Here is a 22,991-nt window from a genome sequence, read left to right as displayed (position 1 = left end):
GCTCGGGAGAAACGCATAACGGTGTTGAGGGTCACGCCGAGTTGCCGGGCAACGGACCGCTTGCTGTGACCGGCGTCCAGAAGCGCGTGGATGGTGGCGTGCTTGGCGCGGGTGCGTTCGGCGAACCGGTGCCCTGTCGGCCAGGGCGATGACGTGGTCGGATCCGTTTCCTTTGGTGGTTCGTCCGGCGGCGTCGGGGCCGCAGACAGTCGCGATGCCGGTAGACGCACTTCTCCGCAGCCTCGCCGAGGTTGTGCCAGAGGTGCCACCGGTCAGCGACCTGGAAAGCCTGAGGGGCACCGCGGGTGGCGCCTTCGGCGAAGAAGGGAGCGCGGTCGCGGCAGATGATCTCGATGCCGGGGCGCTTGGCAAGCTACGCCGCGAGGGTGTCCGCCTCCCGGTCGGGCAGGAGGTCGATCGGACGCCGTGTCTCAACGTCGACGAGCACAGTTCCGTAGATCCGGCCCCTGGGCTGGGCGTATTCGTCCACGCCGGCCGCGCGAGGCATGGCTGCGGGCGGGTCCGGCAGCGAGGTGACTAGCCTCAGCAGGGTGTTCCCGCTGGCCGGGGCCCCGAAGGTGACCGTCATCCGGGCGCCGGCCCGGCCCGCGAGCGCGAGACCGACCGAGACCAGAGTCGATCGCAGCTGCTCGGTCCGCCGGCCGAACCGGCGGGTCAGGCCGGACACCTGCTCGGCGAAGGTCTTGCGAGGACATGAGTCCTCCATGCAGACGAACCGACGCACCCGTAACGACACCACGACGAACCTGCCGACCGCCGGTAGGTCACGGGGGAAAGCGCAGGTAGGAGCTATGTATTCGTCCTGACCAGCATCCGCATCCCGGGCAGGCCGCCCGGCGGGAAGTTGCACGGGCTTCGATCTGGACGACTTTGTCGGTCATCTCGACCGACTCCACGGACACACCGGCGATCGAGGAGAACGGCAATTCGTCCAGCTGCGGCAGCACTTCGTTCACGGCGAAGGACTGTCGACCACACCACCATCCAGCCAGGCGATTTTCAGGCGAACTTTAGTTGTCGTAGGCGGTCAGTGCGCGCATGGCTGGCTGGCCCGCATGAACCTGGCTCCACTCATCAGGCCGCCTTGGAATCGATCATCTAGGCAACCGGAAGGCGCTCTACTGGCGGACCGCCGAGATCAGTCCGCCGGGCCGCTCCTCGCGCTGCGGTGGGGTGCTGATCGGGCGGCCGTAGGCGGCAGCGCGCTCGTGCAGGGTGTGGCTGTCGGCCTCCCAGCCGTGCCCGGCCAGCCAGCCCACCGGGTCGTCGGGCATCTCCGAGACCCACATGGACGCCGCCGATCCCGGCTCGGCGTCCGCGGCGAAGCGCTCGATCACGCCGCGCGAGCCCAGTGTCAGCCCCATCCGACTGCTTGCCGCCGACTGCGTGCTGATCCGGGCCAGCAGTAGCTCCACCGCGTCCTCGGGTAGATAGATCAGTAGTCCTTCGGCGATCCACGCGGTCGGCATGGCCGGGTCGTGTCCTGCGGCGGCCAGCGCGCCTGGCCAGTCCTCACGCAGATCCACCGGGACGGTGATCCGCTCGCAGCGTGCGACGGCCCGCTCCTGGCGCAGCACCGAAGCCTTGAAGTCCAGTGGCGCGGCGGTGTCGACCTCGAACAGCCGGGTGCCCTCGGGCCAGTCGATCCGGAAGGCCCGGCTGTCCATGCCGGCGCCGAGCAGCACGACCTGCCGGATCCCGGACGCGGAGGCCTGCTGCAACAGGTCGTCGAGGAACTTCGTCCTGATGACGATGGAGTACGACACGGCCAGTCGGCGGCGTCGCGCGGCCTCGTCATCGGGCAGCGGCGAGGAGGGCCACAGGCCGCCGGCGGTGGCGAAGGCCTGTGCCAGTGGGTCGCGGAACAGCGCGTTCTCCCGCTCGGTCTCCAGTGCCCGCACCCTGGCCACCCCCACCGCCGTGGCCCACACTCCCGATGGCTGCACCCGCTCCTGCGCGTTAGTCACCGCGCCAGCCTAGATGATCGATTCCAGGGGCCTGTTGAGGGGAGTGAGCACTCCCGTCGGTCCAGACGCTGTTGCGAACCGTGGGTGTCCGAGGTGCCGTACGGAGTCGTACGGCTCATACACCTGACGGTGCTCGAGCCCGGCGAGTCGGCTCCGACCGGCACCTGGAGCATCGGCCAGGAGACAGTGACTTCGCCTTCGAAAGAGGGTGGGCTGTCTCCCCGCGACTTCCCGCCCGAGGTGAGGGACGTCCTGAGCGTGATGGCAGGATCGCTGGGTGCGGCGGCCTAGGTAGCTTGCGTTACGACAGCCAGGGTCCGGGTTGGGGAAGGGGTGCAGGAGTCGACGGCCGAAGACCGTCTGGCTCGGGGAGTGACCAACGCACCCTGGCTTGGCCGTTGGGCTGCAGCCGCCGGCTCGTGCGCAGCGCGGAGGCGGCACGACGGCGCCGTGTCGGTGGCTCTGAGGTGCCCGAACGCCGTCTCGGCCCCGGTGACGGCGGCCGCAGCGCTGTTATGGCGCGTCCTCGGCCGGGCCCCACGACTCCTGCCATGACCCACCGAACCGGCCTCATCCTCGACTTCGGCGGTGTGTTGACCACACCCCTGTTGCCCTCCGTGCTCGCCTTTGAGCAGCGCGAGGGCCTCGCTCGAGGGGCCTGCGTCACGGCGTTGTACCTCGACGAGGAGGGGGCCCGGCGCACCCACGATCTCGAGCGCGGCGCGATGACTCAGGCGGAATGGAACAGCGCGGCCGCCAGGAGCCTCGGTGTGGCTGCCGGCAACCTCATGGGACGCATCTTCGCGGATTTGCGTCCCGAGGCCGCCATGATCAAGGCCGTAGTCGCCGCCCGGCGGGCCGGTGTGTCGGTGGGGATCCTGTCGAACTCCGTCGGACTCGACCCTTGGAATCTGTATGACGGGTACGACATCGACCAGCTCTGCGACGCTGTGGTGATCTCTGAGCGCCACCGGATGCGCAAGCCCGATCCGGCCATCTTCCAGCTCATGCTGGAGATGCTCGGCAAGCCTGCCGAAACCTGTGTCTTCGTGGACGACACGGAGCAGCACCTCGCGCCGGCAGCGGAGTTGGGGCTGGCAGCCGTCCACGCGAAGGACCCGGAAGAGACGATTGCGCGGCTGGAGGTCCTGCTCGGTGTCCCCTTGGCCTGAGGGGCTGTCGTGCGTTCGAGTCGCCGCGAGCATGCCAGTCGTCGGGCACGGCATGCCGGTCAGAGCCCGGACGCCAGGCGTTGCAGGATCTGCCCAGTCGGCTCGGCGGTGGCATGGCGGTACCCGGTACCGGCCCACAGGTTGATCAGCTCGGGGTCGTCCGCGGCAGCGGCAGCTTTGCGCATCGGGCTGGTCAGGTGGTGCAGTGCGGGATATCCGGCGGGAGCGAGAGCGGTGTAGCGGTCGGTGAAGCCGTTGCGCAGCGCTCTTGCGGGACGGCCTGTGAACGCCCGGGTCACCACGGTCCGGCTCCGTGCCGGGTCGGCCAGCGCGGTCCGGTGCGGTTTGGAGGTACCGGCCTCGTCGGCGCGCAGCAGGACGGTACCGACCATGACCGCCGCGGCTCCGGCAAGCAGCGCCCCGGTCACGTCCGCCGCGGTGGCCACTCCACCTGCGGCGACGAGTGGCAGGCTCACCGCCTGGCGCACCTGTCCCAACAGTTCGGCCAGGGGCACGGGTTCCGGGATGCGCTGCGGCGTCAGCGTGCCGGAGTGCCTTCCTGCCGCCGAGGCCTGCACGGCCAGCAGGTCCGCGCCGGCTTCCGCGGCCTGTCGGGCCTCGGCGGGCGAGGTGACCGTCTGGACGACCACCGTGCCGGCGGCGCGCAGCGCGGCGATCACCGCCGCCTTCGGGATGGCGAAGGTGAAGCTGACGACCGGTACCGGGTCGGACAGCAGCAGGTCGATCTTGTCCGGCCAGTGGTCGTCGTCCTCGACGATCCCGGCTGCCAGGACGTCGACGCCATACGCCCGGGCATCGGATGCGACCCTACGGGCGTAGTGATGGAAGGCGTCTCGGTCGACCGGGACGGGGTTGGGCGCGAACAGATTGACCCCGAAGCCCACGCCGTCGGAGCGAACCGCCGCGATCTGCTCGGCCAGGGCGTCGGCGGTCCGGTAGCCGCCCGCAAGAAACCCGAAGCTGTTCGCCCGGGCCGCCGCGGTGACCAGTGCCGGCGTGGTGGGACCGCCGGCCATCGGAGCGGCGAGGATCGGGGCGCTCACCCCGAGATCGAGCAGCGGCGAAAGCGTCATATGTGTATTCCTCCTGTGGTGGCACCGTGCGCCTTGTCGGGTCCCGTGGGGGGCCGAACCCGGTCCGCGCGCCGCCGGTCGGCTCCCGGCTGCTGCAGATCGAGTGCGGCAGCCGTCGTGTCAGGCGGCGGCCGGCATGTGCGGGCTGCGAGCGCCCAACAGGGCCAGACAGTTCGTCCAGAGCGCGCCGAGCTGGGAGGCGTTGTTGTAGAGCTTGGCGAACAGGACCTGACCCTCAAGCTGTGCGGCCACGGATCGCGCTGCTTCGCGCGTGTCGCTCACCGTGACCTCGCCACGCTCGTGGGCCTCGGTGATGACGGCCTCGACCATCGCGACCTGGTCGTCGAAAATCTGCTGCAGGCGTCTGCGGACGGCTTCGGTCCGGTTGCTCATCTCCAGGGTGAGATTGCCGAACATGCAGCCTGAAACGGTCCCGCAGCTCTGCTGCCCGGCCAACTGTTCGGCCTCCGTCTCTTCGCAGAGTTGTCGCATCCGCTGCAGTGGCTGAGCGTCGCTCTCGAGGATGCGGGCCCAGTCGCTCCGCTGGAGGGCCCACTGCTCGTCGATCACGGCGAGCGCGAGGGCCTCCTTCGACTCGAAGAAGTAATAGAAGCTTCCCTTGGGTACGCCGGCCGTCTCGCAGATCTCGGCCACGCCCAGAGCTGAATAGCCGCGTAGCTCGATGAGCGAGTGCGCGGCACCGAGAATTTTCTCCCTGGCATCACTTTTGCGTCCCACCTGCTTAGTATACGACCGCTCATCTATCTATTACTAGACCGGTCGGCTAGTGAGTCGGGCGCTCCCGCGCCCCGATCCTCGCTCTGTCGATGACGACGAGCGCGTCGCACGCGTCCGCGGAAATTTCGTCGTGGTCGGTGACTGGTTCGTAGGCAGTCGTCACGCTGCCGTGTCCGGGTGTCGCTGCCGAGCCGCCGGACGGTTTCGCCAGGCCTGGTCCAGTGCTCGGCCGAACAGTTCGACGGGCTGCAGGCCGCTCACACCGTACTGCCGGTCCAGCACGAAGCACGGCACACCGCCTGCCCCCAATTCGGCGGCCTGCCGCTCGTCGGCCCGTACCTCCTTGGCGTACACGTCGGCATCGGCGAGCACCTCGCGCACCTCTGCGTCGTCCAGGCCCACTTCGACCGCCAAACTCCGCAGGGTCTCCTTGTCGTGGATCGAGCGCTCTTCTGCGAAGTTCACCTGGAAGGCGAGATTCATCAACTCGACCTGGACGCCGCGGGACTTGGCGAAGTGCAGCAGGCGGTGGAGGTCGAAGGTGTTGCCGTGCACGCGTGCGCCGACCAGGAAACCGAGCCCTTCGGCGCGCGCTTCGGACGCGGCGTACTCCTCTCTTGCGACCTGCTGCCCGCGGGTGCGCCCGTACTGCGCGGCGACGGCGTCGATGATCGGTGTGGTTCCGTCCTCGGCCTTCGGGTTGAGCTCGAATGAACGGTGGACCACCTCGACGTGGTCGCGGTGCTCGAAGGCTGCGAGGGCTCGCTCGAAGCGTGCCTTGCCGATGTAGCACCAGGGGCAGGCGATGTCGGTCCAGATCTCCACGCGCATGTGTCGGTGTCTCCATGGGTGCAGTGGGTCCTTTGGACGCGGAGCCCGCGCCGGGTCGGCAGCGGGGTCCCGTCCGTCCGGACTCGGGTGAGTCGTGTTCCGATCGCGGTGGGACACGTCGAGAGGCGCATGCCGTTCGGTCGGTCGAATGAACAGCGTGTTCCGATCGCCACCGGCTGTGGTCAGCCGACGGCACGTGGGAACGACTGCTGCAGCAGGCCCAGGCCGCCGCCGACGCCGCTGGCGAGATCGACTGGGACGTCGCGGTCGATTCCACCGTCGTGCGGGCTCACCAGCACGCGGCTGGTGCCCGCATCGATCCGCCACCGGCACCCGTGCCAAAGGGGGCCGAAGCAGCAGAACACCAGGGCGAAACGCCCTGGCGAAGCGTTCTTTCCCGCCTGGTGGAGGGGGTGCAGGAGGTGAGGGCCTGGGCCGCTCGCGGGGCGGGTTCACCAGCAAGCTCCACCTGAGCGCCGACGGCTGCTGCCGCCTGCTATCCCTGGTCGTCACTGCGGGGGAGCGGGCAGATTGCACTCAGTTCCAGACGGTGCTGGCAAAGATCCGCGTTCCGCGGGTCGGTCCGGGCTGGCCTCGCACGAAGCCCGACAGCATCACGGCCGACAAGGGCTACAGCAACGGCCCGTGCCGCGAGTACCTGAGGCGCCGGGACATCCCGCACACGATCCCGGAGAAGAGCGACAGCCAGGCCGCCCGCCTGCGCAGAGGTTCACGCGGTGGACGGCCACCCGGCTTCGATGAAGAGCGTTACAAGAAACGCAACACGGTGGAACGGGCGATCAACCGACTCAAGCAGTCCCGAGCGGTGGCCACGCGGTACGAAAAACGCGGTTACGTCTTCCTTGGCACCGTCACCGTAGTGTCGCTGGCCATAAGGCTCCGGTCCTGACAACTGCGAGGCAGGGCAAAACCGCTCGGCCGGTCTGTGAGTGCCGTCTTATGGTTCCGGGATGAGTAACTCTGCTGCGGCTGCTGTCCTCACAACCGCCGACCTGCCTGAAGCGATACGTGCGGTGCGCGCCTTGCTGGACATCGCAGACATCGGTCAGGGAGAGGTCGACTTTGAAGCCGTGATCAGGTCACCGGATGTCCTGGCGCAAGTACGTCACGTACTGCCCGACCTCCAATGGTGGGCGTCGGCTGGCAAGGAGCACGGCTCGTCGGAGGCCGGCGACAACCCTGCAGACTGCCTGCCGATCCAAGTGTTCGACTGGGGTCGTCCGCCAGACCTCGCCGAGCCCTTCATCGCCGCTCTGGGGTCAGATGCCGGAGCTGTTCGGTGGGATCTGGACGCGTGGCCTGCGGTTCCCGAAGCGAGGCTGGAGGCGATCTCGCAGAAGTACGCGTACCTCACGCTGACAGTGAATTCCCGGGACCTCTACCAGGACGATCCGTCGCAGGACCACACCGTCCACGTGCACTCCCGGGACCGGGACGGTGACCAGATCGCCCGTGTCCATTGGCTCGCCGGTCAAGTAGGCGGCCGGTTCACAGGCAGGATGGAGTCGGCGTACCTGTAACCCCTCAGCAAACAGGCAATACCGCCGTCTCCATCTGCCTCTGTCACATGATCGGCCGGACAACTCCTAGTACTCCAGCCGGACTTCGGTGTATGTCCTGGTCAACGGCTTAAGCGTGGGGATTGTAGCGGGGTGGTGCCGGGTGAAGGGCGGATTCGCCCGGCCCGTCCCGCGAACGGATGACCACGTCGGGTGTAGTGACAGCAACGGGGACAGCCATGGCACATTGATGACGTACCTCCCTCAGGGTGGGAACACGGGCTGGAAGAACTGTTCTTACGGATCGGGCACCGCTTCCCCCGTGTCGAGCCCAGACGACGGATGCGGGACTACGTGCGCGGTCTGCTCGGACCCGTGGGGCACAAGAACTCCTGGCAGCTGGCCGAGTTCGCCGGGCAGCACTCCACCCCTGTCGGGCTGCAGAACCTTCTGGCGAAGAGCCGCTGGGAGGCCGACGAGATACGCGACGACCTGCAGGGATACGTCGCCGAACACCTCGGCGCCGACGACGGCATCTTGATCATCGATGACACCGGCTTCGTCAAGAAGGGCATCAGCTCAGTCGGCGTGCAACGGCAGTACTCCGGCACCGCCGGACGCACCGAGAACTGCCAGATCGGTGTCTTCGCCGCCTACGCCACCATCCGCGGTCACGCTCTGGTCGACCGCGAGCTCTACCTCCCCAAGTCCTGGACCGACGACCCCGAACGCTGCCGCACCGCCCGCATCCCCCCACACCGCCCGTTCGCCACCAAGAACGAACTGGCCCGCACCATGGTCCTGCGAGCGCAGGCCGGCCCGCTGCGCGTCGCCTGAGTCGCGGCCGACGCCGCCTACGGACAGGACTCCCGCTTCCGACGCTTTCCGGAAGACGCCGGCCTGTCCTACGTCGTGGCCGTGCCGAAGTCCCAGCAGGTTCACGGCCCCCGCACCGAGCACCTAATCGGCCAGGCCCCCGGCGAGGCATGGCAGCGGCTCTCCTGCGGCGACGGCGCCAAGGGGCCGAGGCTCTACGACTGGGCTGCCGCCCGCCTGCCAGTGGTCTGGGAGTTCGACGGCGGCGAGCCCACTCGGCAGCGCTGGATGCTCGCCCGCCGCAGCATCACCAAGCCCGAAGAGCTCGCCTATTTCCTGGCATCCGCTCCCTTGGACGCGACCGTCGCCGATCTCGTGCGGGTCGCAGGATGCCGCTGGAGGATCGAGGAATGCTTCCAGGGCGCGAAGAACGAATGCGGCCTGGACCAGTACGAAGTCCGCCGCTACGTAGGCTGGCACCGCCACATCACTCTCGCCATGCTCGCCCACGCGTTCCTGGCCGTCGCTGCCGCCCAAGAGCGCGAAAGGGGGGAGCCGGCCACGACACACCCGACCTCGTGGACCTCACCCCGGCCGAGATCCGCCGTCTGCTGGCAGCTACCCACCCACGTCCTGCTCGACAGGACAACCACGCGGTGAAGTGGTCGAGATGGCGCCGCCGACACCAGGCCCGGTCCCGGCGCTGTCACTACACACGCCGCGGTTACTCATTCGCGGGGCATGCCGGGCGAACCCGCCCCGCCCCCGGCACCACCCCGCCAGAAACCTCACGATCAAGCTGTTGACCAGGAGATATACCGGAGCGCGGCTTGGGAACTAGTCAGCTTGATGTGGTCGGTTCGCATCTGAGCCCATTGTCACGGCGGACGGCGAGAGCGTCGTGGAGGCATAGATGACGCGGCTCGGCAGGTGCCCGGCGGGCAACTCGACGCGGTCTGTAATCGGCCTACCGGTGCTGCCAGATCGCCGCAGGAGCGCCATCCCTGGCGTTGCTGTGGTCTTCCCCTGCGTTGAAGAAGAATGCCCAGGTCACGACGCTGTCGCCAGCACGCTGTGTGCCCGGCTCCATCTCGAAGCCGTCACAAAAGACATCTCCGCCGTAGCTGAATCTGATGCCTGTCTCGTACGCGGCGGCGTGCGCCTGCATCTCCTGAGCAAGTTCCGACGGCACACGGCCGATCAGGCGGATGCCCTCGCAGGTGACCTGTGGACCTGTGCGTCCGTCGACGAGCACGTACTCCAGAACACGGTCCCGATCGACCACGTCGAAGTAGCACCTCACAGCCGACTGCCATGAGTACGGCTCCGGCTTGCGGAACTCGGCGACGCGCCAGTCCGCTTCGGTCGCATCCGAAACGGCGGCGAAGCCGTGCCCGGCCATGGCGGCGATGCAGTCCGTCCAGCTCATCCCAAAGTGCAACGGCCCAAGTGCCTACCCCGACACGTACTCCCACTGATCGCGCTCCCCGTCCGGAAGTACTGCCCACAAGTCCTGGTCCATCACATGATGATCACCCCGAGGGGCGCCGGCCTTGCCGCCGGGGTCATGGTGAGGCTGCACTCAGCATCGGCGCGGCGGTCAAACTGCCGCGTGTAGCCGCAGCACTCGTTCGCGGGGCATGCCGGGCAATCCCAGCCGGCCCCGGCACCACCCCACTACACTTCCCAAACCCAAGCCGTTGACCAGGACATACACCAAAGTCCGGCTGGAGTACTAGTTCTCGGCCGATGCCACCAAACGTGATGCCGCGCCCCGAGGGAATTCGTCACCTGTTTGACAGGTGACGACGGTCATGTAACGATCCACGTGAACGCAGTGAAGGGCGCATGCGAGCCGGTCGCTGCGGGGGAGCGCTGTCGCGTCCGGACCGTTTCCGCTGTGTGGAACGGAATCGAGCCGCTCGGCGTTGTGGCCCACGTTCATCAACGCCCGCGACCGGCACCCGGGGTCTTCGGGCGGAAAAGTGTTCCGTCGATCCAAGGATTCCCGTGAAAATGCCCAAAGTATTGAAAACGGTCACGGTCGCGGTGGCCGTTATGACCATTGCCTGCGGATGTTTCCTGCAGGTTTTCTGAGAATGATGGTGGTTGCCGAAGGGTGGCCTATGACGGCCTCTATGCCTTCCGTCGCTACCGAATTCCCGTCACAGAGACAGAAGGGCGCAGCAAAATGATGAATATGCAGAAGGTCGATAAGGACATGGATGTTGACGTGCTGGCCCGTCAGGCCCGGTTCGGCGCCCTGCCCGAGCGCATCCGGCCGGAGGACACGACGGAAGTGGTCCCCGTCATGGCGCGGTATCCGTCGCAAGACCTCTATGACCATGAAAATTCGCTCACCTGCAAGTTCATATAGCAGCTGTCCCATGGCTGCGGCTCCGTGAGACGGCTCTGACTGAAGCGGCCACGGCCTCCTGGCTTCGGGCCGACGTGGTGATAGGTCGATGGGGCTCGGTGACGCCAGGTGGCGTACGAGTCGGGTGCTCCTGCGGCGGTGGGACCGAGATCCCGGGCTCCGGCGGTTGCTGGTGCGGCGGCCCACCGAAGGACAGCAGAAAGGTTGTCTCGTCCGCCGGTCATCGTCCAAGGGCCGGTCAGTTGTCCGGCAAGCCGAAGTGCTGGCGCAGTGCCGGCGTCGGACGCCCGCACGCTATTCATCCAGCTGTTGCTGAGACGCGCCACGGGAGTGGCGCCCACGGCGGTTCGTGCAGATGGGCTGAATATGGAGGCGCCAGGGTGGAACTGAGAGGTGATACGTCGCTCCGCCTGCGACGCGGATGGCGACCGCAGCGGGCCGGGGAACTCCGCCGTGAAGTTCCCGGGCCGCAGCCGTACTGCGCCAAGGCGAAGGATGCGCTTCTTGCCCTCTTGTCCGTCACCTGCCAAACTGGTGACATGATGCATTCCTTTAAGTGCGGCACCCCGGCGCTGGACTTCGTAGGGACGTTGCGGGCGCGGCACAACCCCGAGCCCGTAGAGATGCTCTCGTCGCCGGAGAGTCTCGACGCCTGGTACCGCGAGTCCGGAGTCGTCGACGGCGACACGAACTGTGGGCCGTCCGACGTTGCGGAGGCGGTGGCTCTCCGCGAGGCGATCTATGCGCTCGTCGCTGCCGGGCTGGCGGGGGAGAGCTACCACGCCGACGCGCTCGACCTGCTCAACCGCACGGCGCGCACACCGTCGGCAGTCCCGCAGCTCACCCAGCAGGGCCGCCGGATCGAGGCGACTGCGCAGCAGGCGCTGTCCTCGGTGGCACGAGAGGCAATCCGCGTTCTCACCGGACCGGAAGGGTCGCTGCTCAAGGAGTGCAGCAGGCCTGAGTGCACGCAGATCTACATCGACCGGTCGCATGGAGCCCGACGGGAGTGGTGCGCCATGGATCCGTGCGGAAACAGGGTGAAGGCGGCCGCATACCGTGCCCGCAAGAAGGTGAGCAAGCCGCGGACCTCCGCCACGGCAAAGGTGAGGCCATGAGCCTGCTCTGATGCGGCACGGCAGCGACGCGGTAGGCGACCCTCAAGGCCCCGACGTCCCCATTCCGCCAGGTACGCGCGATCCCAGGGCGGGTACCCACCATGGCTGTGCCTCCCGTTGGCCCGCAAAGTGCACCCGAGGGCCGTCCTTTCCCGCGCAGACGCGCCAACTCGCTGGCATTGCAGGTGAAGCGGAACACGTCCATGCCGTGCCGGACGACGCTATTTTTTGGAATTCGCCGCGTACGCCGAGGCCGGACCGGGTGTCACGCCATCGCGCCGACGCCCCGGTCGCCCGTCGCCGCACCGACGTCTTGGGGTGCGGGCGCCAGAGCGGAGCCAGGAAGTGCAAGGCGCCGCAGCATGCACCCGGCGACGGAGATCCGGACAGCCAACCGCACGATCCAGTACCCCAGCACACAACCGAGGGTATTGACGAGCAGATCGTTGACATCTGCTTGTCGGTAGTTGTTGAAGAGAGCCACACAGAGTACCTGCGACACCTCGATCGCGAGACTGAGAATGGCCCCGTAGGCGACGGCCCGCCGCGTGGAAGTGGCCTTTGGGAAGATCAGAGGGAGCAGCATTCCCAGCGGAACGGTAAGCATCGTGTTGGGTATGGCACTCGGGTCGAGGGTGACCAAGAACAACCAGTTGATCTGGTCGTACCACATGGCTCCGTCCGCCCACTTGCCGTACATGATGTGGAAGGGGAAGAGCGTGAGACCGAGAACGCCTGCGATGTACACCGCTGCCACGATCCGGACGGGCACGAACCGCCATCCCCACGCGGCCCCGCTTTGCCACGCAACGCTTGCACGGCGAGGAAGACGCAAAATAGGGCGATGAGGGGAACGAAGACCGCCCCCGCCTCGAATCGGTAGTTGACATCACCCATGACCTGATTCCTCCAGAGATTCGCGGGCTGGACCTGTGCCGCCAGGTGGTGGCCGAGCGTTCGGCGCGGGCGAGGCAGCGTGCTCCTGCCGGTTGTGGAATGACACACCGTCACCGGCGGCCACGACTCTCCCGGAATCGCGTCGGCTCCGTATCCGGCAAGAGGCAGATCCTCAGCTGCCCACTACGACTTTCGGCCGAGAGGCAGCCCGCTTCACCCCCCGACAGACCGAAGGTACGACCCGTGCTGCGGCAGCGGAACGGCACGTGCAGGTCACCGCCCTGCTGGGGGCCATAGGGTTGATTGCGGAAGGAAACTGATCGGGCGCCAAGGGTTGCTGTGCCGCTCGGTGACGCGCAGGCCTCGGCGGAACAACTGGAACTGGTGGGTGTCGTGGGTCGTCACTCCGGTGCTCTGGACGGCGATCGTGCTGCGGCCGATGGCGGTCGATGTAGTGGACATCAGCGTCATGATCGCGCTGCTCTTCGCCGTGGGATCGACCGCGGTTCTCGGTGCCGGCGCGGCCTGGAGGCTGATCAAGGCGGACCGGCGACGACGGGCGAGGGCATTGCGCCTGGAGCAGCGCACGGAGTTCGCGCGCGACCTGCACGACTTCGTCGCCCACCATGTGACTGGCATCGTCGTTCAGGCGCAGGGAGCGCTGGCGATCGCCGAGCGGCGGCCGGAGTTCGCGGGTGAGCCTGATCGGCGGACGCATCCAAGCGGGCCCGATCAGTGGCGGCGGCTGGGCCGTCGAAGCCGACCTCCCGGCGATCCCGGACCCGGCTGGAGCGACCCGATGACCATCCGGGTGCTGATCGCCGACGACCAGGCCATGGTCCGTGCCGGCTTCGTGATGATCTTGAGCGCTGAGGACGACATCGAGGTCGTCGCCGAAGCCGCGGACGGCCTGCAGGCAGTGGAACTCGCGGAGCGGCACCGCCCCGATGTCGTGCTGATGGACATCCGCATGCCCGGCCTCGACGGCCTCGAAGCGCTGCGCCACCTGCCCCGCGCCGGCACCGTCAGTGCCCCGAAGGTCGTCATCGCCACGACGTTCGACGACGACGAGTATGTCCATCGCGCTCTGCACGACGGTGCCAGCGGATTCCTGATCAAGGACTCCGGTCCCGCCCTGCTCGTCGAGGCGATCCGGGCGGCGGCCTCGGGTGAGGCCCTGGTCAGCCCATCCATCACGGTGCGGCTGCTGCGCGGCCTCAACCGTGCGGTGCCCACCCGCCGCACGGTGCACAGCGCACTGTCGGCCCGCGAGTTGGACCTCGTACGCCTGGTGGCTCGGGGGTTGACCAACGCCGAGATCGCCACCGAACTGTCCATCGCGGTGGGCACCGTCAAGACCCACCTGGGCAACGTGCAGACCAAGTTGTCGGCCCGAAACCGTGTGGAGATCGCTGCCTGGGCCTGGGGAACCGGCCTCGTCGACCGGCAGTGACCACAGAGGGCGCTCCGTGGGAGGCCATAGAGCACACGTGCCTCACCTGCGAATCGTGTCCTCGGCGGGATACGCCTTCTGCCGGAACGCGATCCGGGACGGGGGCGGGTTGAGCCGCCCGCCCGTTCAGCTGAAGTCGACAGAACATCCCGGGTCGGTCCGTGGGCGAGGAGCCGCGTACCTGATCGCAGGCCGACGCCGCTCCCGGTACAGCTGAGTTCTGTGCGAGGTCGTCCAGGGCATCTGGATCAGCCTCGAGATGCGCGCCATCCCTGCAACTCCCTGGTCATTCCCGGTCTTGCCGTGGTCCTGCGCTTTACAGGCCGGTCGTCCGCCGCGACCACGCAGGACAGGGTCCGCGGGGCCACAGGGCCATCAGCGCCTGTTCGACCACTTCGGTCAGGGCCGGATGGACGTACAGCAGGTCCCGGGCGACCTGGTCCGCCGTCAGGCCCGGTGTCATCGCCTGGATCAAGGGCTGAATGAGTGTCGCAGCGTGCGGGCCGGTGATGTGCGCGCCGAGGACCCTACGCCCTCACCAGGTATTCGATCTTGCGACGATGCGGGAGCGCGCGTCCATACGGATGTACCCGAGCCGTGCCCTGGTGAGGCTGACGTCAACGGTGCTTCCCGCCTGCGCGACGGTCGACGCCACTGCGGGACGCATCCTCGGCCGGTAGCCCGCCGCCCGGGCTCAGTGGGGTCGTTGGCCTCGCTCCGTGTGCATGGCGTCTCGTGGCGACGTCCGGCCTCGTGGCGTCTGGTGGGTCATGTGCGCCCCGTGGGGTTCACCGGGGTGGCTCCCCGTCCACCCTGCCGGTTCCTGGACCGGCCGCGAACCTGCGTGAACCAAGCATTCAGACCGCTCGGTAGAGCTGCGTGACCTGAGTCATGAGCCCCTCGCTTGACTGCATCAGACAGACCTGTCTAATCTCTTTTCTGTACTAGACAGACCTGTCTATCCCTGAGGGTGACTCATGAGCCTCACGCCCACCGCGCGCGACGCCGTCGGCACGAACAACCTCGTACGGCGGTCTCGTGTGCGCGCCGCCCACCGGCGAAGGCGGGACCTGGGACCCGGTGCCTCCCTCGTCCTGCTCGCCTCGATCGTCGTGTCGCTGCTGGCCGCGTCAAGCGCGCCGACCCCGCTCTACGCGATCTACCAGCAGCGCTGGGGCTTGTCGCCGATCACCACCACCATCGTCTTCGGCGTCTACGCGCTTGCTGTGCTGGTCTCGCTCCTGGTCCTCGGCAAGATCTCCGACCATGTCGGCCGTCGGCCGGTCCTGCTGGTGGCGCTGACCGGGCAGGTCGCGGCAATGGTCGTCTTCGCCACAGCCGGCGGGGTGGACGCACTGCTGGCCGCCCGTGTCGTCCAGGGCGTGGGCACCGGCGCCGCGATCGGCGCGATCGGCGCCGGCATGCTCGACATCGATCCGCGCAGGGGGGGCTTTCTGAACTCGTTCGCGCCCGCAGTGGGCACTGCTAGCGGTGCCCTGGTCTCCGGGCTGATCGTGCAGTACCTGCCCGTGCCCACCCGCCTCGTCTACTTCGTGCTGCTCGGCATATTTGTCCTGCAGGCGCTCGGCGTGCTCGCTCTGCGCGAGACGGTGAGCCGCAAGCCGGGCGCCCTGGCCAGCATGGCCCCCGAGATCAAGCTGCCCAAGGCCGCCCGCACCCCGGTGGCCATCGCCGCGCCCGTACTGTTTGCGGTGTGGGCACTGGCCGGCTTCTACGGCGCGCTGGGCCCGGCCATCATCCGGACTCTGGTGCACTCCAACTCCGTGGTGTGGGGTGGGCTGCCGCTGTTCGTGCTCGCCGGTTCCGCAGGCCTGGCCGTGCTGGTGCTGCGCGGGGCCTCGACACGCACAGTGATGCTGCTCGCCGCCGGCGCCCTGGTTGCCGGTGTGACGATCACCCTGGTGTCCATCGGCAATGGCACCGGCGGCGCAGCCGCCGCGACCGGGTTCTTCGCGGGCAGCGCGATCGCCGGCTTCGGCTTCGGCAGCGGATTCCAGGGCGGCATCCGCATGGTGATGCCCCAGACGCAGCCGCATGAGCGGGCCGGTGTGCTGTCCCTGCTGTACGTGGTGTCCTACCTGGGCCTGGGCGTCCCCGCGGTGATCGGCGGCGTGCTGGTCGTGCACGGAGGCGGGCTTCTGCAGACCGCCCGGGAGTACGGCATCGCCGTCATCGTGCTGACGGCCGCGGCGCTGGCCGGGCTGTTGCTCAACGGCCGCCGTGCAGAGCCGGTGGCTGTGCTCCGGATGCAGGTCGGCCACACCCCCGAGGCTGCACCCGCCTCGCAGACCGCACACGTGCGGCAAACCGTCGGCTAGAATAGACTGGTCTGTCTGAAAGGGTGATCGTCATGGTGGCCAGGACCGCAACGAAGCCGTCTGTACGGGAGCGCCTGCTCGAGGCCGCGAACGAGCTCTTCTACCGCGAGGGCGTGCAGACCGTCGGCATCGATCGCATCATCGAGCATGCCGGAGTTGCCAAGGCCTCCCTCTACAACACCTACGGGAACAAGGAAAGCCTGGTCTGCGCCTACCTGGAATCCCGCAAAGCGCGCATCCAGGACCGGATCCTCCGGACCCTGACCCGCTTCAGGACTCCCCGTGAACGGCTGCTCGGTGTCTTCGACGCGCTGGGCGAGTCTTTCACCACGCCCCAGTACAACGGCTGCGCGTTCGTACGGGCCACCGCGGAGGCGCCGGACGACAGCTCGATCAGCCGCGCGGCTGACGACTACCGGGCATGGGTGCGCGGCCTGTTCACCGAATTGGCCACGGAGGCCGGGTACGCCGACCCTGAGGGGCTGGCACGCCAACTGCACCTGCTCTACGACGGTGCCGCACTCTCCGCGCGGATGGACCGTGACCCCTCGGCCTCCAGTACCGCCCGCGCCGCTGCCGTCGTCCTGCTCGACGCGGCCTCGCTCATCGAGCCCGTGACCACCGGCCCGGAAAGCTGAATCCCTGACTGTCCGCCGGCGCGGTTGGGCCGGATGCGGCGAAGCCTTGGACGGGACGTGTATACCGTTCGGTCGACCCGCCGATGCGGGCGCCCGCCGAAGGGTCGGACGCTCCTCCGACCTGGCCGTGGGGGAGGGTGCGGCCGGGCGGCTGGGCGGACGAGCAGTTGGCGCCCCGGTGGCCGGGAAGAGCGTCGGTGGATGGCCGGAAGGCTGTGGCGGTCGGAACTTCCGGGTCGGCGTCCTCGAGCCGGCCGCAGGGGCGGCCATGCGCGCGGTCAGGGCTTTCATGTGCGAGTATATGCTCCTATCCTGGGACGGGGAGCTTTGGAGGAGACGATGGCCCCTGCGCCGGTGGATCCGGATGACGCGTGCAACAACCTGGCTCTGCGCAAGGCGGCTCGGTACCTCGGTGCGACGTACGACAAGGCCCTGGCTCCGGTCGGTCTCCGTGCGACTCAGTTGAGCATCCTGCAGAAGCTGAGTGCTCACGGAGAAACGACGATCACCAGTCTCGCCGACATGATCGCCATGGACCGTACGACGCTGGCCTCGAACCTCAAGCCGCTTGCGCGGGAGGGCTTGGTGGCGGTCGAGCCCTCGGTGGCCGACCGCCGGGCGCGAATCGTCACGATCACGCCGCACGGCCTCTCCCGGATGAAGTCGGCGCTGCCGCTGTGGAAAGCCGTACAAGACCGGTTCGAGGACAGTTTCGGAGCCGACGACGCGGCCCGACTGCGCGCATCGCTGAAAGCCGTCCTCGACACCGGCTTCGATCCCTGGGCCGAGTAAGGACGCGACTGTTTCGACGCCGTCGGCGAGTCTGCCCGCGCGCCCGCACGTCGTCGGCGTGTCCCCGTACGCCCTGCGCATGCGGCGGACTTCGGCCCGCGTGGCGCGGGTGCCCCGGCCCGAGTGCGTGGGCCGGGGTATTCGCCGAGGGCATCGGCGGGATCGGTGCGAACCAGCCGCGCCGGGGTGTGGGGGAGTGTGGACCGCGGCGGCAGGCACGTCGTGTTCGGGTGTCACGGCGTGCCGGGCGTCCTGCTCCGGCCGGGGAGCTGTCCCTGCACCGGCCAGGGCCTCCACAGTGAGGGGATCACGGTCGCACCCGGCTTCTGTGCTGTGCGTTCGGTGTCAGGGGAGGTCGGTGCCGTCCTTGCCGTCCCGCAAATGCGAGCACATGCTCATAAGGGGGTGACGGGCATCCACCCACTCTCGGAGACGGTCGGTGCTGCCGGTCACTTCCGGCGCCGGCGGCAGCTTCAGGGCCGCACCTTCACACGCCACATCAGCGTGTGATCACACCCGGATACATCAGTCACCCGGAAGGAGATCGACCGATGGTTGCCAGCAACCCTGTTCCTGTTCGTCGATGGTGGCGTGGGCCGGTGTCCTGCGCGGACGTACCCCTGGACGGCGCGTCGGCCGACGTCGAACGTGGGTTGGCCGTACCTGCACAGACGGTCGAGACGTTCGTCGCCGCGCGCAAGGACTTCCGCCTGGGCAGAGCTGCACCGGGCGGCCCACATCGGCCCGCAACCGACCAGGAACCGTCACCGATCTCTCAAGGAGACGATGCGATGCAATCTGCGCAGGAGAGCCCCGACCCTGCCGAAACGGTGCGCCGCGAGCGGTTCGGCAAGCTGCCGAAGCGAATCCACCCCACGGAGATGGTTGAAGAACGGGCAGCGACGTCGGCGGACCCGGCGGAGAACACCTACAGCTCCGACGAGTGGCTCGTTCGCTACTGTCTGTGAGCTATATCGGCCCGACGGCCCGACAATGGAGAGCTCCCATGCGCATGCCCAACCCCCCCATGGCATTGTCGCTGGCAATGCTCTCGGCCGCCGTTGCCGTGGGCTGCTTCGTCCAGGTCTTCTGACCACCCCGGTGCCGGTGGCTCGGGCCCTGCCACGACCGCCGGCCGGTTCACCCCTGAGTCGGCGCCAGGGACACCCTTCGGGGACGCGTCCCCGACCCGTTGTCCGCGCTGACGACTACCTGTCGCCGATCAGACTGCTCCAGGAGCGCGTTTGCCGGAGACCGGCCCCATCCCGAAGCGTTCGGTGGCCGTGTGGGGCACATGCAAGGGATCTGCCGGTCAGGGCCGGCTGAATTTGTCTATGCAGAAGATGACTTGGGGCTCGCCGTGCCTCCGCAAAAACCCGTTGGCCAACCACGGCGGCCACTGCTACCTTTCCGGAGGCCGTGCGAGAGAACGAGGAGGTGGTACCCGTGAACGCAGTATCGACATCATGGGTGCTCCCCTCCGGGGTCACGGTCGGGCGATAGTTCGTCCGGGAGCGCCGTTCAAGAGCCCTCCCGAAAGGCACGACCATGTACTTCACTTCTGAGCAGCGTCTCGACGACGGCGTCCTCGAGCGCGAATTCACCCTCGGCGAGATCCCCGGCACCCTGTGGACGCCTGGATCCGCCGCACCGGCCCCGCTGATCCTGATGGCCCACAACAACGGCCTGCCCAAGGCGCAACCCCGGCTGGTGGCCCGGGCCCGGCACACCGCGGCGAGCGGCTACGCGGTGGCCACCATCGACGCCGCCGGATGCGGTAACCGGCCCCGTTCCGCCGCCGACGAGCGGGCCCGCGCCGAGTTGCGCCGGGCGATGCAGGCCGGCGAGCCGGTCGACGAGATCTTCGAGTCCTTCATCGGCCCGCTGGTCGAACAGGCGGCCCCGGAATGGCAGATCACCCTGGAAGCCCTCCTTGCGCTGCCCGAGATCGGCGGCCCGGTCGGGTATTCGGGGTGGACCGCCCTCGGTATCCGCCTTGCGGCGGTCGAGCCGCGCATCGCGGCTGCCGGTTTCTTCGCCGGGGGCTACGTGCCCCTCGCCCAGCGCGAGGAGGCCCGGCAGGTCACCATTCCGCTGCTGTTCCTGCTGCAGTGGGACGACGAAGGGAACCCCCGGCAGCGCGCCCTGGACCTGTTCGACGGCTTCGGCAGTAAGGAGAAGACGTTGCACGCCAATCTGGGCGGGCACACCGGCACCCCGTGGTTCGAGGTGGAGGACGGGGACCGGTTCTTCGGCCGGCACCTGAAGTGAGGCCGGGCCAGGGCGGCAACAGACAGTAGGCGGTGCCGGCCACCAGGATGCCGCTCATCGAGGACAGGTCCCGGCCCTCCTCGATGGCGGTGGCCTGCAGATGCACAACCGCCCCGATCGCGGCGGCACCGGCCATCGGCGGTACCGGCCGGTCGGGGCGGCGCTCGGCCACCGCGCCTCCGTCAGCTGGGCCCATGCCGTGCGGCACTCGCCCCATACCTTGCGGATCGCCGGGCAGGCGAGCGACCCGACCACCAGCGCCCGGGCCGGGGCCGGTGGCCAGCAGCAGGTACGCACCGCGGCGTTCAGCATCCCGCGGGGGCGTCGCTGGGCCCGGTGGCCTCGGCTATCCGGCTGACCTCGGTGAACAGGACCTCAGTGGTGGCTCGTACGCGATGACGAAGAACTGGGCCTTGGTCTTTGAACCGTGTCCTATGTGGCAAGTCGGAGAAGCCGTTCCTAAGGGCTGAGGGCCGTCTCATCAGGCACGTCCTGCGTCCCAACGCCCTGCGGCCGTACCCTCGACGGCGGGATCAGCCGCTCCGCGATTATTTACAACCCGTCCGGAACTATCCAACTCCACGTACCCCGCCCCACACCGAGGCCATCGACGCCTCACCCCCGTAGGACACCGTCTCAGGAATCCTGACAAAAGCGGTGGGCTGGACCTGGCCAGCGGTCGGTGTCGTGCACGAGGCCGCCGGGCAAGGGGACGCGGTCAGCCGCGCAATCCCACGGGATAAACCCGGCGACGCAGACGGTCATCCCCGGGATACTGGTCGCCCATGGATGAGGTCAAAGTCGTCGTCGCCCATTCCGAGCGCGCGACCCTGCGCGTCGGCGACGTATTCCTGAAGGTGGACGCCGATCAGGCGCGCATCGACGTGGAGGTCGAGGCGATGGCCCTGGTGCCGGTCCCGACCCCGGAGGTCCTGTGGCGCAAGCCCCCCGTGCTTGCGATCGCCGCGGTCCCGGGGACGGCGCTCGGCCGCCTCGGCGAGCCGTCGACCGCGTCGTCGGCGGCGTGGGCCGCGGCGGGTGCCGCCATCCGGAAGTTGCACGACGCGCCGTTGCCGCCCTTCCCCGGCCGGGGAAGGGGCCTCGACGAGTTGGCGGAGGATCTCGACGGCGAGTGCGAGTGGCTCGTGACGAACGGCGTCCTGCCCGCCGACCTGGTCACCCGCAACCGCCAGGTCGCCGAGGCCGCGCTCCGGCCGTGGACTCCGATGTTCACGCACGGCGACCTGCAGATCACTCACGTGTTCGTCGACGGTGACGAGATCACCGGCATCATCGACTGGTCCGAGGCGGGCCGGGGTGATGCCCTGTTCGACCTCGCCACCTTGACCCTTGGGCACGAGGAGCGCCTCGGTGACGTCGTCGCCGGCTACGGCACCGACGTCGACCTCGACGTGATCCGCGCGTGGTGGTCGTTGCGAAGCCTGCTGGCGGTTCGCTGGCTGGTCGAGCACGGCTTCGACCCGTTCGCGCCGGGCTGTGAGGTCGACGTGCTGAGATCCCGGATGTGAGGCTGCGCGGGCCCTACTGCTGCGAGTGTGTTCTGACGCATCGAGCAGGCCATCTCCTGGGGTGCGTCACCTGCCCTTACTCCCGAGAAGGTGCGGCGCAGACGTCGCCGGCAGATGACGGCGCAGCCGAGGGTGACTCAGCCGTCGCCAGCAGGTCATCCCCGGGCCGACGCCCAGCTCCTTGGGCAGAAACTCCCAGCGGATCCCGGTGTAGAGAACGAACAGGATCCCGCACAGCACCTTGCGGCTATCCAGACGCTTACGACCTGGACGTCGCGTTTTAGGGATTCGTCAGTGTTCGTCGCCTGATGCCCCCAACAGTCGGTCCAGCTCCTTTCCGGCGTCCTCGTACCCGGCGTCGGAGATCCGTTGCAACTCGCGCAGGTCGGCGGTCGCGACCGCACGTCGAGCGAGCAGAAATCCCGCTCGCATGGATCCCTCGTCCAACAGTTCGCTCAGCTCCCCGACCTCGGCAGATGCGTCGGCGAGGTCGGCCAGCCGGTCCAGAGCGGTCGCGTTGCCCTCATCGGCCAGCTCGCGCAGGGTTTCCCGATCGATGTTCGTGTTCGCCATGACGCCATGGTGCAACCCTGCCCCAGGGGAAAGGTCAAGTGGGAAAATGGTCGGGTGATCACCATCGGACAGCTGGCCAGGTACGTCGGAGTATCGACCAAGACCATTCGCGTCTATCACGACAAGGGGCTGCTCCCCGATCCCGACCGCGATGCGTCCGGCTACCGGCGGTACGGCGCGAACGACGCCATCGACCTGATCAAGATCCGTACCCTGGCCGAAGCCGGCGTTCCCCTGGCCCGCATCCGGGAGCTGAGATCGGCGACCGACGAAGAGTTCCAGCAGGCGCTGGGTGAGATCGACGACGAACTCACCGCCCGTATCCACGGCTTGCGAGCGACGCAAGGGCGCCTGCGCCGGCTCGCCGCCGGGCATCTGGCACCACTGCCCACCGAGATCGGCATCCATCTGGAGCACCTGGTCCGCTGGGGGTTCACTCCTCGATGGGTGGATCTGCAACGCGACCTGTGGATCCTTGTGTTTGCCACCTACCCAGACCAAGCGATCACACTGTTCCATGACCAGGCCGAGACCCTGGCGGACCCCGCGCTGCGGATGCTCTTCCTCGAGTACGACCGCGCGCACGACCTCGACGCCGACGATCCCCGCATCGATGATCTCGCCCGTCGGATCATCGAGGCGACAAGAGAACGCTACGGACCCGGTGAGCCGCCCGCGCTGGATGCCGCCTCCGAGATCCCCGCCCTCATCCAGGGCACGGTGAACGCCTCGTCGCCGGCATGGCGGCGACTCGACGTACTCCTGCGCGCAGAACTGGACGTATGACTCGGCGCTACGCACAGAGCCGGCTGTGTGCGGAAGTCATTCAGCGCGCCGTGAACTGC

The 22,991-nt window shown here is 68.1% G+C and carries 23 protein-coding genes and 5 pseudogenes; 15 read left to right on the top strand and 13 right to left on the bottom strand.

Translation table 11 applies throughout. The annotated features are described in order from the left end of the window. Positions 1–31 precede the first annotated feature (31 nt). The 4 genes from ACFYP5_RS34650 to ACFYP5_RS34635 form a co-directional block, all read right to left on the bottom strand. A complete protein-coding gene (locus ACFYP5_RS34650; RefSeq protein WP_389043256.1) occupies positions 32–346 on the bottom strand; it encodes a hypothetical protein in 315 nt (104 codons plus the stop codon). Positions 347–373: 27 nt separating this feature from the next. Beyond that, on the bottom strand, positions 374–727 hold the full coding sequence (locus ACFYP5_RS34645) for a hypothetical protein (protein ID WP_389043170.1): 354 nt from the start codon (positions 725–727) through the stop codon (positions 374–376). Positions 728–785: 58 nt separating this feature from the next. Beyond that, a complete protein-coding gene (locus tag ACFYP5_RS34640) occupies positions 786–977 on the bottom strand; it encodes a hypothetical protein (protein ID WP_389043168.1) in 192 nt (63 codons plus the stop codon). A gap of 162 nt (positions 978–1,139) precedes the next feature. After that, positions 1,140–1,988, bottom strand: a complete 849-nt coding sequence (locus ACFYP5_RS34635) for a class I SAM-dependent methyltransferase (protein WP_389043166.1) — start codon at positions 1,986–1,988, stop codon at positions 1,140–1,142. Between the two features lie 551 nt (positions 1,989–2,539). On the opposite strand from ACFYP5_RS34635, the gene ACFYP5_RS34630 reads away from it, so the two are divergent. After that, positions 2,540–3,160, top strand: a complete 621-nt coding sequence (locus ACFYP5_RS34630) for an HAD family hydrolase (RefSeq protein WP_389043164.1) — start codon at positions 2,540–2,542, stop codon at positions 3,158–3,160. 59 nt (positions 3,161–3,219) lie between these two features. On the opposite strand, the gene ACFYP5_RS34625 is transcribed toward ACFYP5_RS34630, so the two are convergent. The 3 genes from ACFYP5_RS34625 to ACFYP5_RS34615 all read right to left on the bottom strand — a co-directional run bounded on the left by ACFYP5_RS34625 (position 3,220) and on the right by ACFYP5_RS34615 (position 5,823). Continuing rightward, positions 3,220–4,254, bottom strand: a complete 1,035-nt coding sequence (locus tag ACFYP5_RS34625) for a nitronate monooxygenase (protein WP_389043162.1) — start codon at positions 4,252–4,254, stop codon at positions 3,220–3,222. Between the two features lie 120 nt (positions 4,255–4,374). Continuing rightward, positions 4,375–4,992, bottom strand: coding sequence for a TetR/AcrR family transcriptional regulator (locus ACFYP5_RS34620; RefSeq protein WP_389043161.1), 618 nt, complete (start codon positions 4,990–4,992; stop codon positions 4,375–4,377). A 159-nt stretch (positions 4,993–5,151) separates the two neighbouring features. Continuing rightward, positions 5,152–5,823: a DsbA family oxidoreductase gene (locus ACFYP5_RS34615; RefSeq protein ID WP_389043159.1), complete on the bottom strand. Its 672-nt coding sequence runs from the start codon at positions 5,821–5,823 to the stop codon at positions 5,152–5,154. Positions 5,824–5,971: 148 nt separating this feature from the next. Between ACFYP5_RS34615 and ACFYP5_RS34610 the strand changes: the two genes are divergently transcribed. The 3 genes and pseudogenes from ACFYP5_RS34610 (at position 5,972) to ACFYP5_RS34600 (ending at position 8,819) form a co-directional block, all read left to right on the top strand. Next, positions 5,972–6,733 carry an IS5 family transposase gene (locus ACFYP5_RS34610; RefSeq protein ID WP_389043158.1) on the top strand — a complete coding sequence of 254 codons (762 nt, stop codon included), beginning with the start codon at positions 5,972–5,974 and terminating at the stop codon, positions 6,731–6,733. Positions 6,734–6,794: 61 nt separating this feature from the next. Beyond that, positions 6,795–7,364, top strand: a complete 570-nt coding sequence (locus ACFYP5_RS34605) for a hypothetical protein (protein WP_389043156.1) — start codon at positions 6,795–6,797, stop codon at positions 7,362–7,364. Between the two features lie 225 nt (positions 7,365–7,589). Continuing rightward, positions 7,590–8,819: pseudogene (locus ACFYP5_RS34600) on the top strand (IS701 family transposase). A gap of 307 nt (positions 8,820–9,126) precedes the next feature. Here the strand turns inward: ACFYP5_RS34600 and ACFYP5_RS34595 are convergent. Continuing rightward, on the bottom strand, positions 9,127–9,561 hold the full coding sequence (locus ACFYP5_RS34595; RefSeq protein WP_389043155.1) for a hypothetical protein: 435 nt from the start codon (positions 9,559–9,561) through the stop codon (positions 9,127–9,129). 717 nt (positions 9,562–10,278) lie between these two features. Between ACFYP5_RS34595 and ACFYP5_RS34590 the strand changes: the two genes are divergently transcribed. Continuing rightward, a complete protein-coding gene (locus ACFYP5_RS34590) occupies positions 10,279–10,536 on the top strand; it encodes a hypothetical protein (RefSeq protein ID WP_389043154.1) in 258 nt (85 codons plus the stop codon). Between the two features lie 542 nt (positions 10,537–11,078). After that, the gene (locus ACFYP5_RS34585; RefSeq protein ID WP_389043253.1) at positions 11,079–11,654 is read left to right on the top strand and encodes a CGNR zinc finger domain-containing protein; all 576 of its coding nucleotides are present in this window, start codon (positions 11,079–11,081) and stop codon (positions 11,652–11,654) included. Positions 11,655–11,919: 265 nt separating this feature from the next. Here the strand turns inward: ACFYP5_RS34585 and ACFYP5_RS34580 are convergent, their stop codons facing one another. Further along, entirely contained in the window at positions 11,920–12,426 is a 507-nt protein-coding gene (locus tag ACFYP5_RS34580) for a VanZ family protein (RefSeq protein WP_389043152.1), read from the bottom strand. A gap of 564 nt (positions 12,427–12,990) precedes the next feature. Between ACFYP5_RS34580 and ACFYP5_RS34575 the strand changes: the two are divergent. Continuing rightward, a pseudogene (locus ACFYP5_RS34575) lies at positions 12,991–13,233 on the top strand (histidine kinase); the annotation flags it as partial. A 117-nt stretch (positions 13,234–13,350) separates the two neighbouring features. Further along, complete coding sequence (locus tag ACFYP5_RS34570) at positions 13,351–14,004, top strand: response regulator (RefSeq protein WP_389043251.1); 654 nt, start codon at positions 13,351–13,353, stop codon at positions 14,002–14,004. A gap of 316 nt (positions 14,005–14,320) precedes the next feature. Here the strand turns inward: ACFYP5_RS34570 and ACFYP5_RS34565 are convergent. Next, a pseudogene (locus tag ACFYP5_RS34565) lies at positions 14,321–14,521 on the bottom strand (hypothetical protein); the annotation flags it as partial. 460 nt (positions 14,522–14,981) lie between these two features. Here ACFYP5_RS34565 and ACFYP5_RS34560 point away from each other — a divergent pair. From ACFYP5_RS34560 to ACFYP5_RS34540, 5 genes are all read left to right on the top strand, one after another. Beyond that, entirely contained in the window at positions 14,982–16,343 is a 1,362-nt protein-coding gene (locus ACFYP5_RS34560; protein ID WP_389043151.1) for an MFS transporter, read from the top strand. A 32-nt stretch (positions 16,344–16,375) separates the two neighbouring features. After that, the gene (locus ACFYP5_RS34555; RefSeq protein ID WP_389043149.1) at positions 16,376–16,981 is read left to right on the top strand and encodes a TetR/AcrR family transcriptional regulator; all 606 of its coding nucleotides are present in this window, start codon (positions 16,376–16,378) and stop codon (positions 16,979–16,981) included. Positions 16,982–17,320: 339 nt separating this feature from the next. After that, on the top strand, positions 17,321–17,773 hold the full coding sequence (locus tag ACFYP5_RS34550) for a MarR family winged helix-turn-helix transcriptional regulator (protein WP_389043148.1): 453 nt from the start codon (positions 17,321–17,323) through the stop codon (positions 17,771–17,773). Between the two features lie 551 nt (positions 17,774–18,324). Continuing rightward, entirely contained in the window at positions 18,325–18,741 is a 417-nt protein-coding gene (locus ACFYP5_RS34545; RefSeq protein ID WP_389043146.1) for a hypothetical protein, read from the top strand. A 580-nt stretch (positions 18,742–19,321) separates the two neighbouring features. Continuing rightward, positions 19,322–20,044 (top strand): dienelactone hydrolase family protein, encoded by a 723-nt coding sequence (locus tag ACFYP5_RS34540; protein ID WP_389043144.1) that lies wholly within the window; start codon positions 19,322–19,324, stop codon positions 20,042–20,044. Positions 20,045–20,518: 474 nt separating this feature from the next. On the opposite strand, the pseudogene ACFYP5_RS34535 reads toward ACFYP5_RS34540, so the two are convergent. Next, positions 20,519–20,641: pseudogene (locus ACFYP5_RS34535) on the bottom strand (IS5/IS1182 family transposase); the annotation flags it as partial. 188 nt (positions 20,642–20,829) lie between these two features. Between ACFYP5_RS34535 and ACFYP5_RS34530 the strand changes: the two are divergent. Next, on the top strand, positions 20,830–21,573 hold the full coding sequence (locus ACFYP5_RS34530) for a phosphotransferase family protein (protein WP_389043142.1): 744 nt from the start codon (positions 20,830–20,832) through the stop codon (positions 21,571–21,573). A 135-nt stretch (positions 21,574–21,708) separates the two neighbouring features. Here ACFYP5_RS34530 and ACFYP5_RS34525 read toward each other — a convergent pair. Together ACFYP5_RS34525 and ACFYP5_RS34520 are read right to left on the bottom strand one after the other, a co-directional pair. Continuing rightward, positions 21,709–21,849: pseudogene (locus ACFYP5_RS34525) on the bottom strand (transposase); the annotation flags it as partial. A gap of 15 nt (positions 21,850–21,864) precedes the next feature. Next, positions 21,865–22,146 carry a hypothetical protein gene (locus tag ACFYP5_RS34520; protein WP_389043141.1) on the bottom strand — a complete coding sequence of 94 codons (282 nt, stop codon included), beginning with the start codon at positions 22,144–22,146 and terminating at the stop codon, positions 21,865–21,867. A 54-nt stretch (positions 22,147–22,200) separates the two neighbouring features. Here ACFYP5_RS34520 and ACFYP5_RS34515 point away from each other — a divergent pair, with 54 nt between their 5' ends. After that, positions 22,201–22,932, top strand: coding sequence for a MerR family transcriptional regulator (locus ACFYP5_RS34515; protein WP_389043140.1), 732 nt, complete (start codon positions 22,201–22,203; stop codon positions 22,930–22,932). Positions 22,933–22,991: the final 59 nt, after the last annotated feature.

It is taken from the genome of Streptomyces sp. NPDC005262 (assembly GCF_042872425.1).
Classification (GTDB): Bacteria; Actinomycetota; Actinomycetes; order Streptomycetales; family Streptomycetaceae; genus Streptomyces.
Note: the sequence above shows the minus strand (reverse complement) of the source record. Positions and strands in the feature narration are given on the sequence as shown.

Excerpts from the sequence above, each read along its gene's own strand:
- ACFYP5_RS34645 (WP_389043170.1), bottom strand. The coding sequence starts at position 727 with ATGGAGGACTCATGTCCTCGCAAGACCTTCGCCGAGCAGGTGTCCGGC.
- ACFYP5_RS34630 (WP_389043164.1), top strand. The coding sequence starts at position 2,540 with ATGACCCACCGAACCGGCCTCATCCTCGACTTCGGCGGTGTGTTGACC.
- ACFYP5_RS34625 (WP_389043162.1), bottom strand. The coding sequence starts at position 4,254 with ATGACGCTTTCGCCGCTGCTCGATCTCGGGGTGAGCGCCCCGATCCTC.
- ACFYP5_RS34615 (WP_389043159.1), bottom strand. The coding sequence starts at position 5,823 with ATGCGCGTGGAGATCTGGACCGACATCGCCTGCCCCTGGTGCTACATC.
- ACFYP5_RS34610 (WP_389043158.1), top strand. The coding sequence starts at position 5,972 with ATGAACAGCGTGTTCCGATCGCCACCGGCTGTGGTCAGCCGACGGCAC.
- ACFYP5_RS34605 (WP_389043156.1), top strand. The coding sequence starts at position 6,795 with ATGAGTAACTCTGCTGCGGCTGCTGTCCTCACAACCGCCGACCTGCCT.
- ACFYP5_RS34595 (WP_389043155.1), bottom strand. The coding sequence starts at position 9,561 with ATGGCCGGGCACGGCTTCGCCGCCGTTTCGGATGCGACCGAAGCGGAC.
- ACFYP5_RS34585 (WP_389043253.1), top strand. The coding sequence starts at position 11,079 with ATGCATTCCTTTAAGTGCGGCACCCCGGCGCTGGACTTCGTAGGGACG.
- ACFYP5_RS34570 (WP_389043251.1), top strand. The coding sequence starts at position 13,351 with ATGACCATCCGGGTGCTGATCGCCGACGACCAGGCCATGGTCCGTGCC.
- ACFYP5_RS34560 (WP_389043151.1), top strand. The coding sequence starts at position 14,982 with ATGAGCCTCACGCCCACCGCGCGCGACGCCGTCGGCACGAACAACCTC.
- ACFYP5_RS34555 (WP_389043149.1), top strand. The coding sequence starts at position 16,376 with ATGGTGGCCAGGACCGCAACGAAGCCGTCTGTACGGGAGCGCCTGCTC.
- ACFYP5_RS34550 (WP_389043148.1), top strand. The coding sequence starts at position 17,321 with ATGGCCCCTGCGCCGGTGGATCCGGATGACGCGTGCAACAACCTGGCT.
- ACFYP5_RS34545 (WP_389043146.1), top strand. The coding sequence starts at position 18,325 with ATGGTTGCCAGCAACCCTGTTCCTGTTCGTCGATGGTGGCGTGGGCCG.
- ACFYP5_RS34540 (WP_389043144.1), top strand. The coding sequence starts at position 19,322 with ATGTACTTCACTTCTGAGCAGCGTCTCGACGACGGCGTCCTCGAGCGC.
- ACFYP5_RS34530 (WP_389043142.1), top strand. The coding sequence starts at position 20,830 with ATGGATGAGGTCAAAGTCGTCGTCGCCCATTCCGAGCGCGCGACCCTG.
- ACFYP5_RS34520 (WP_389043141.1), bottom strand. The coding sequence starts at position 22,146 with ATGGCGAACACGAACATCGATCGGGAAACCCTGCGCGAGCTGGCCGAT.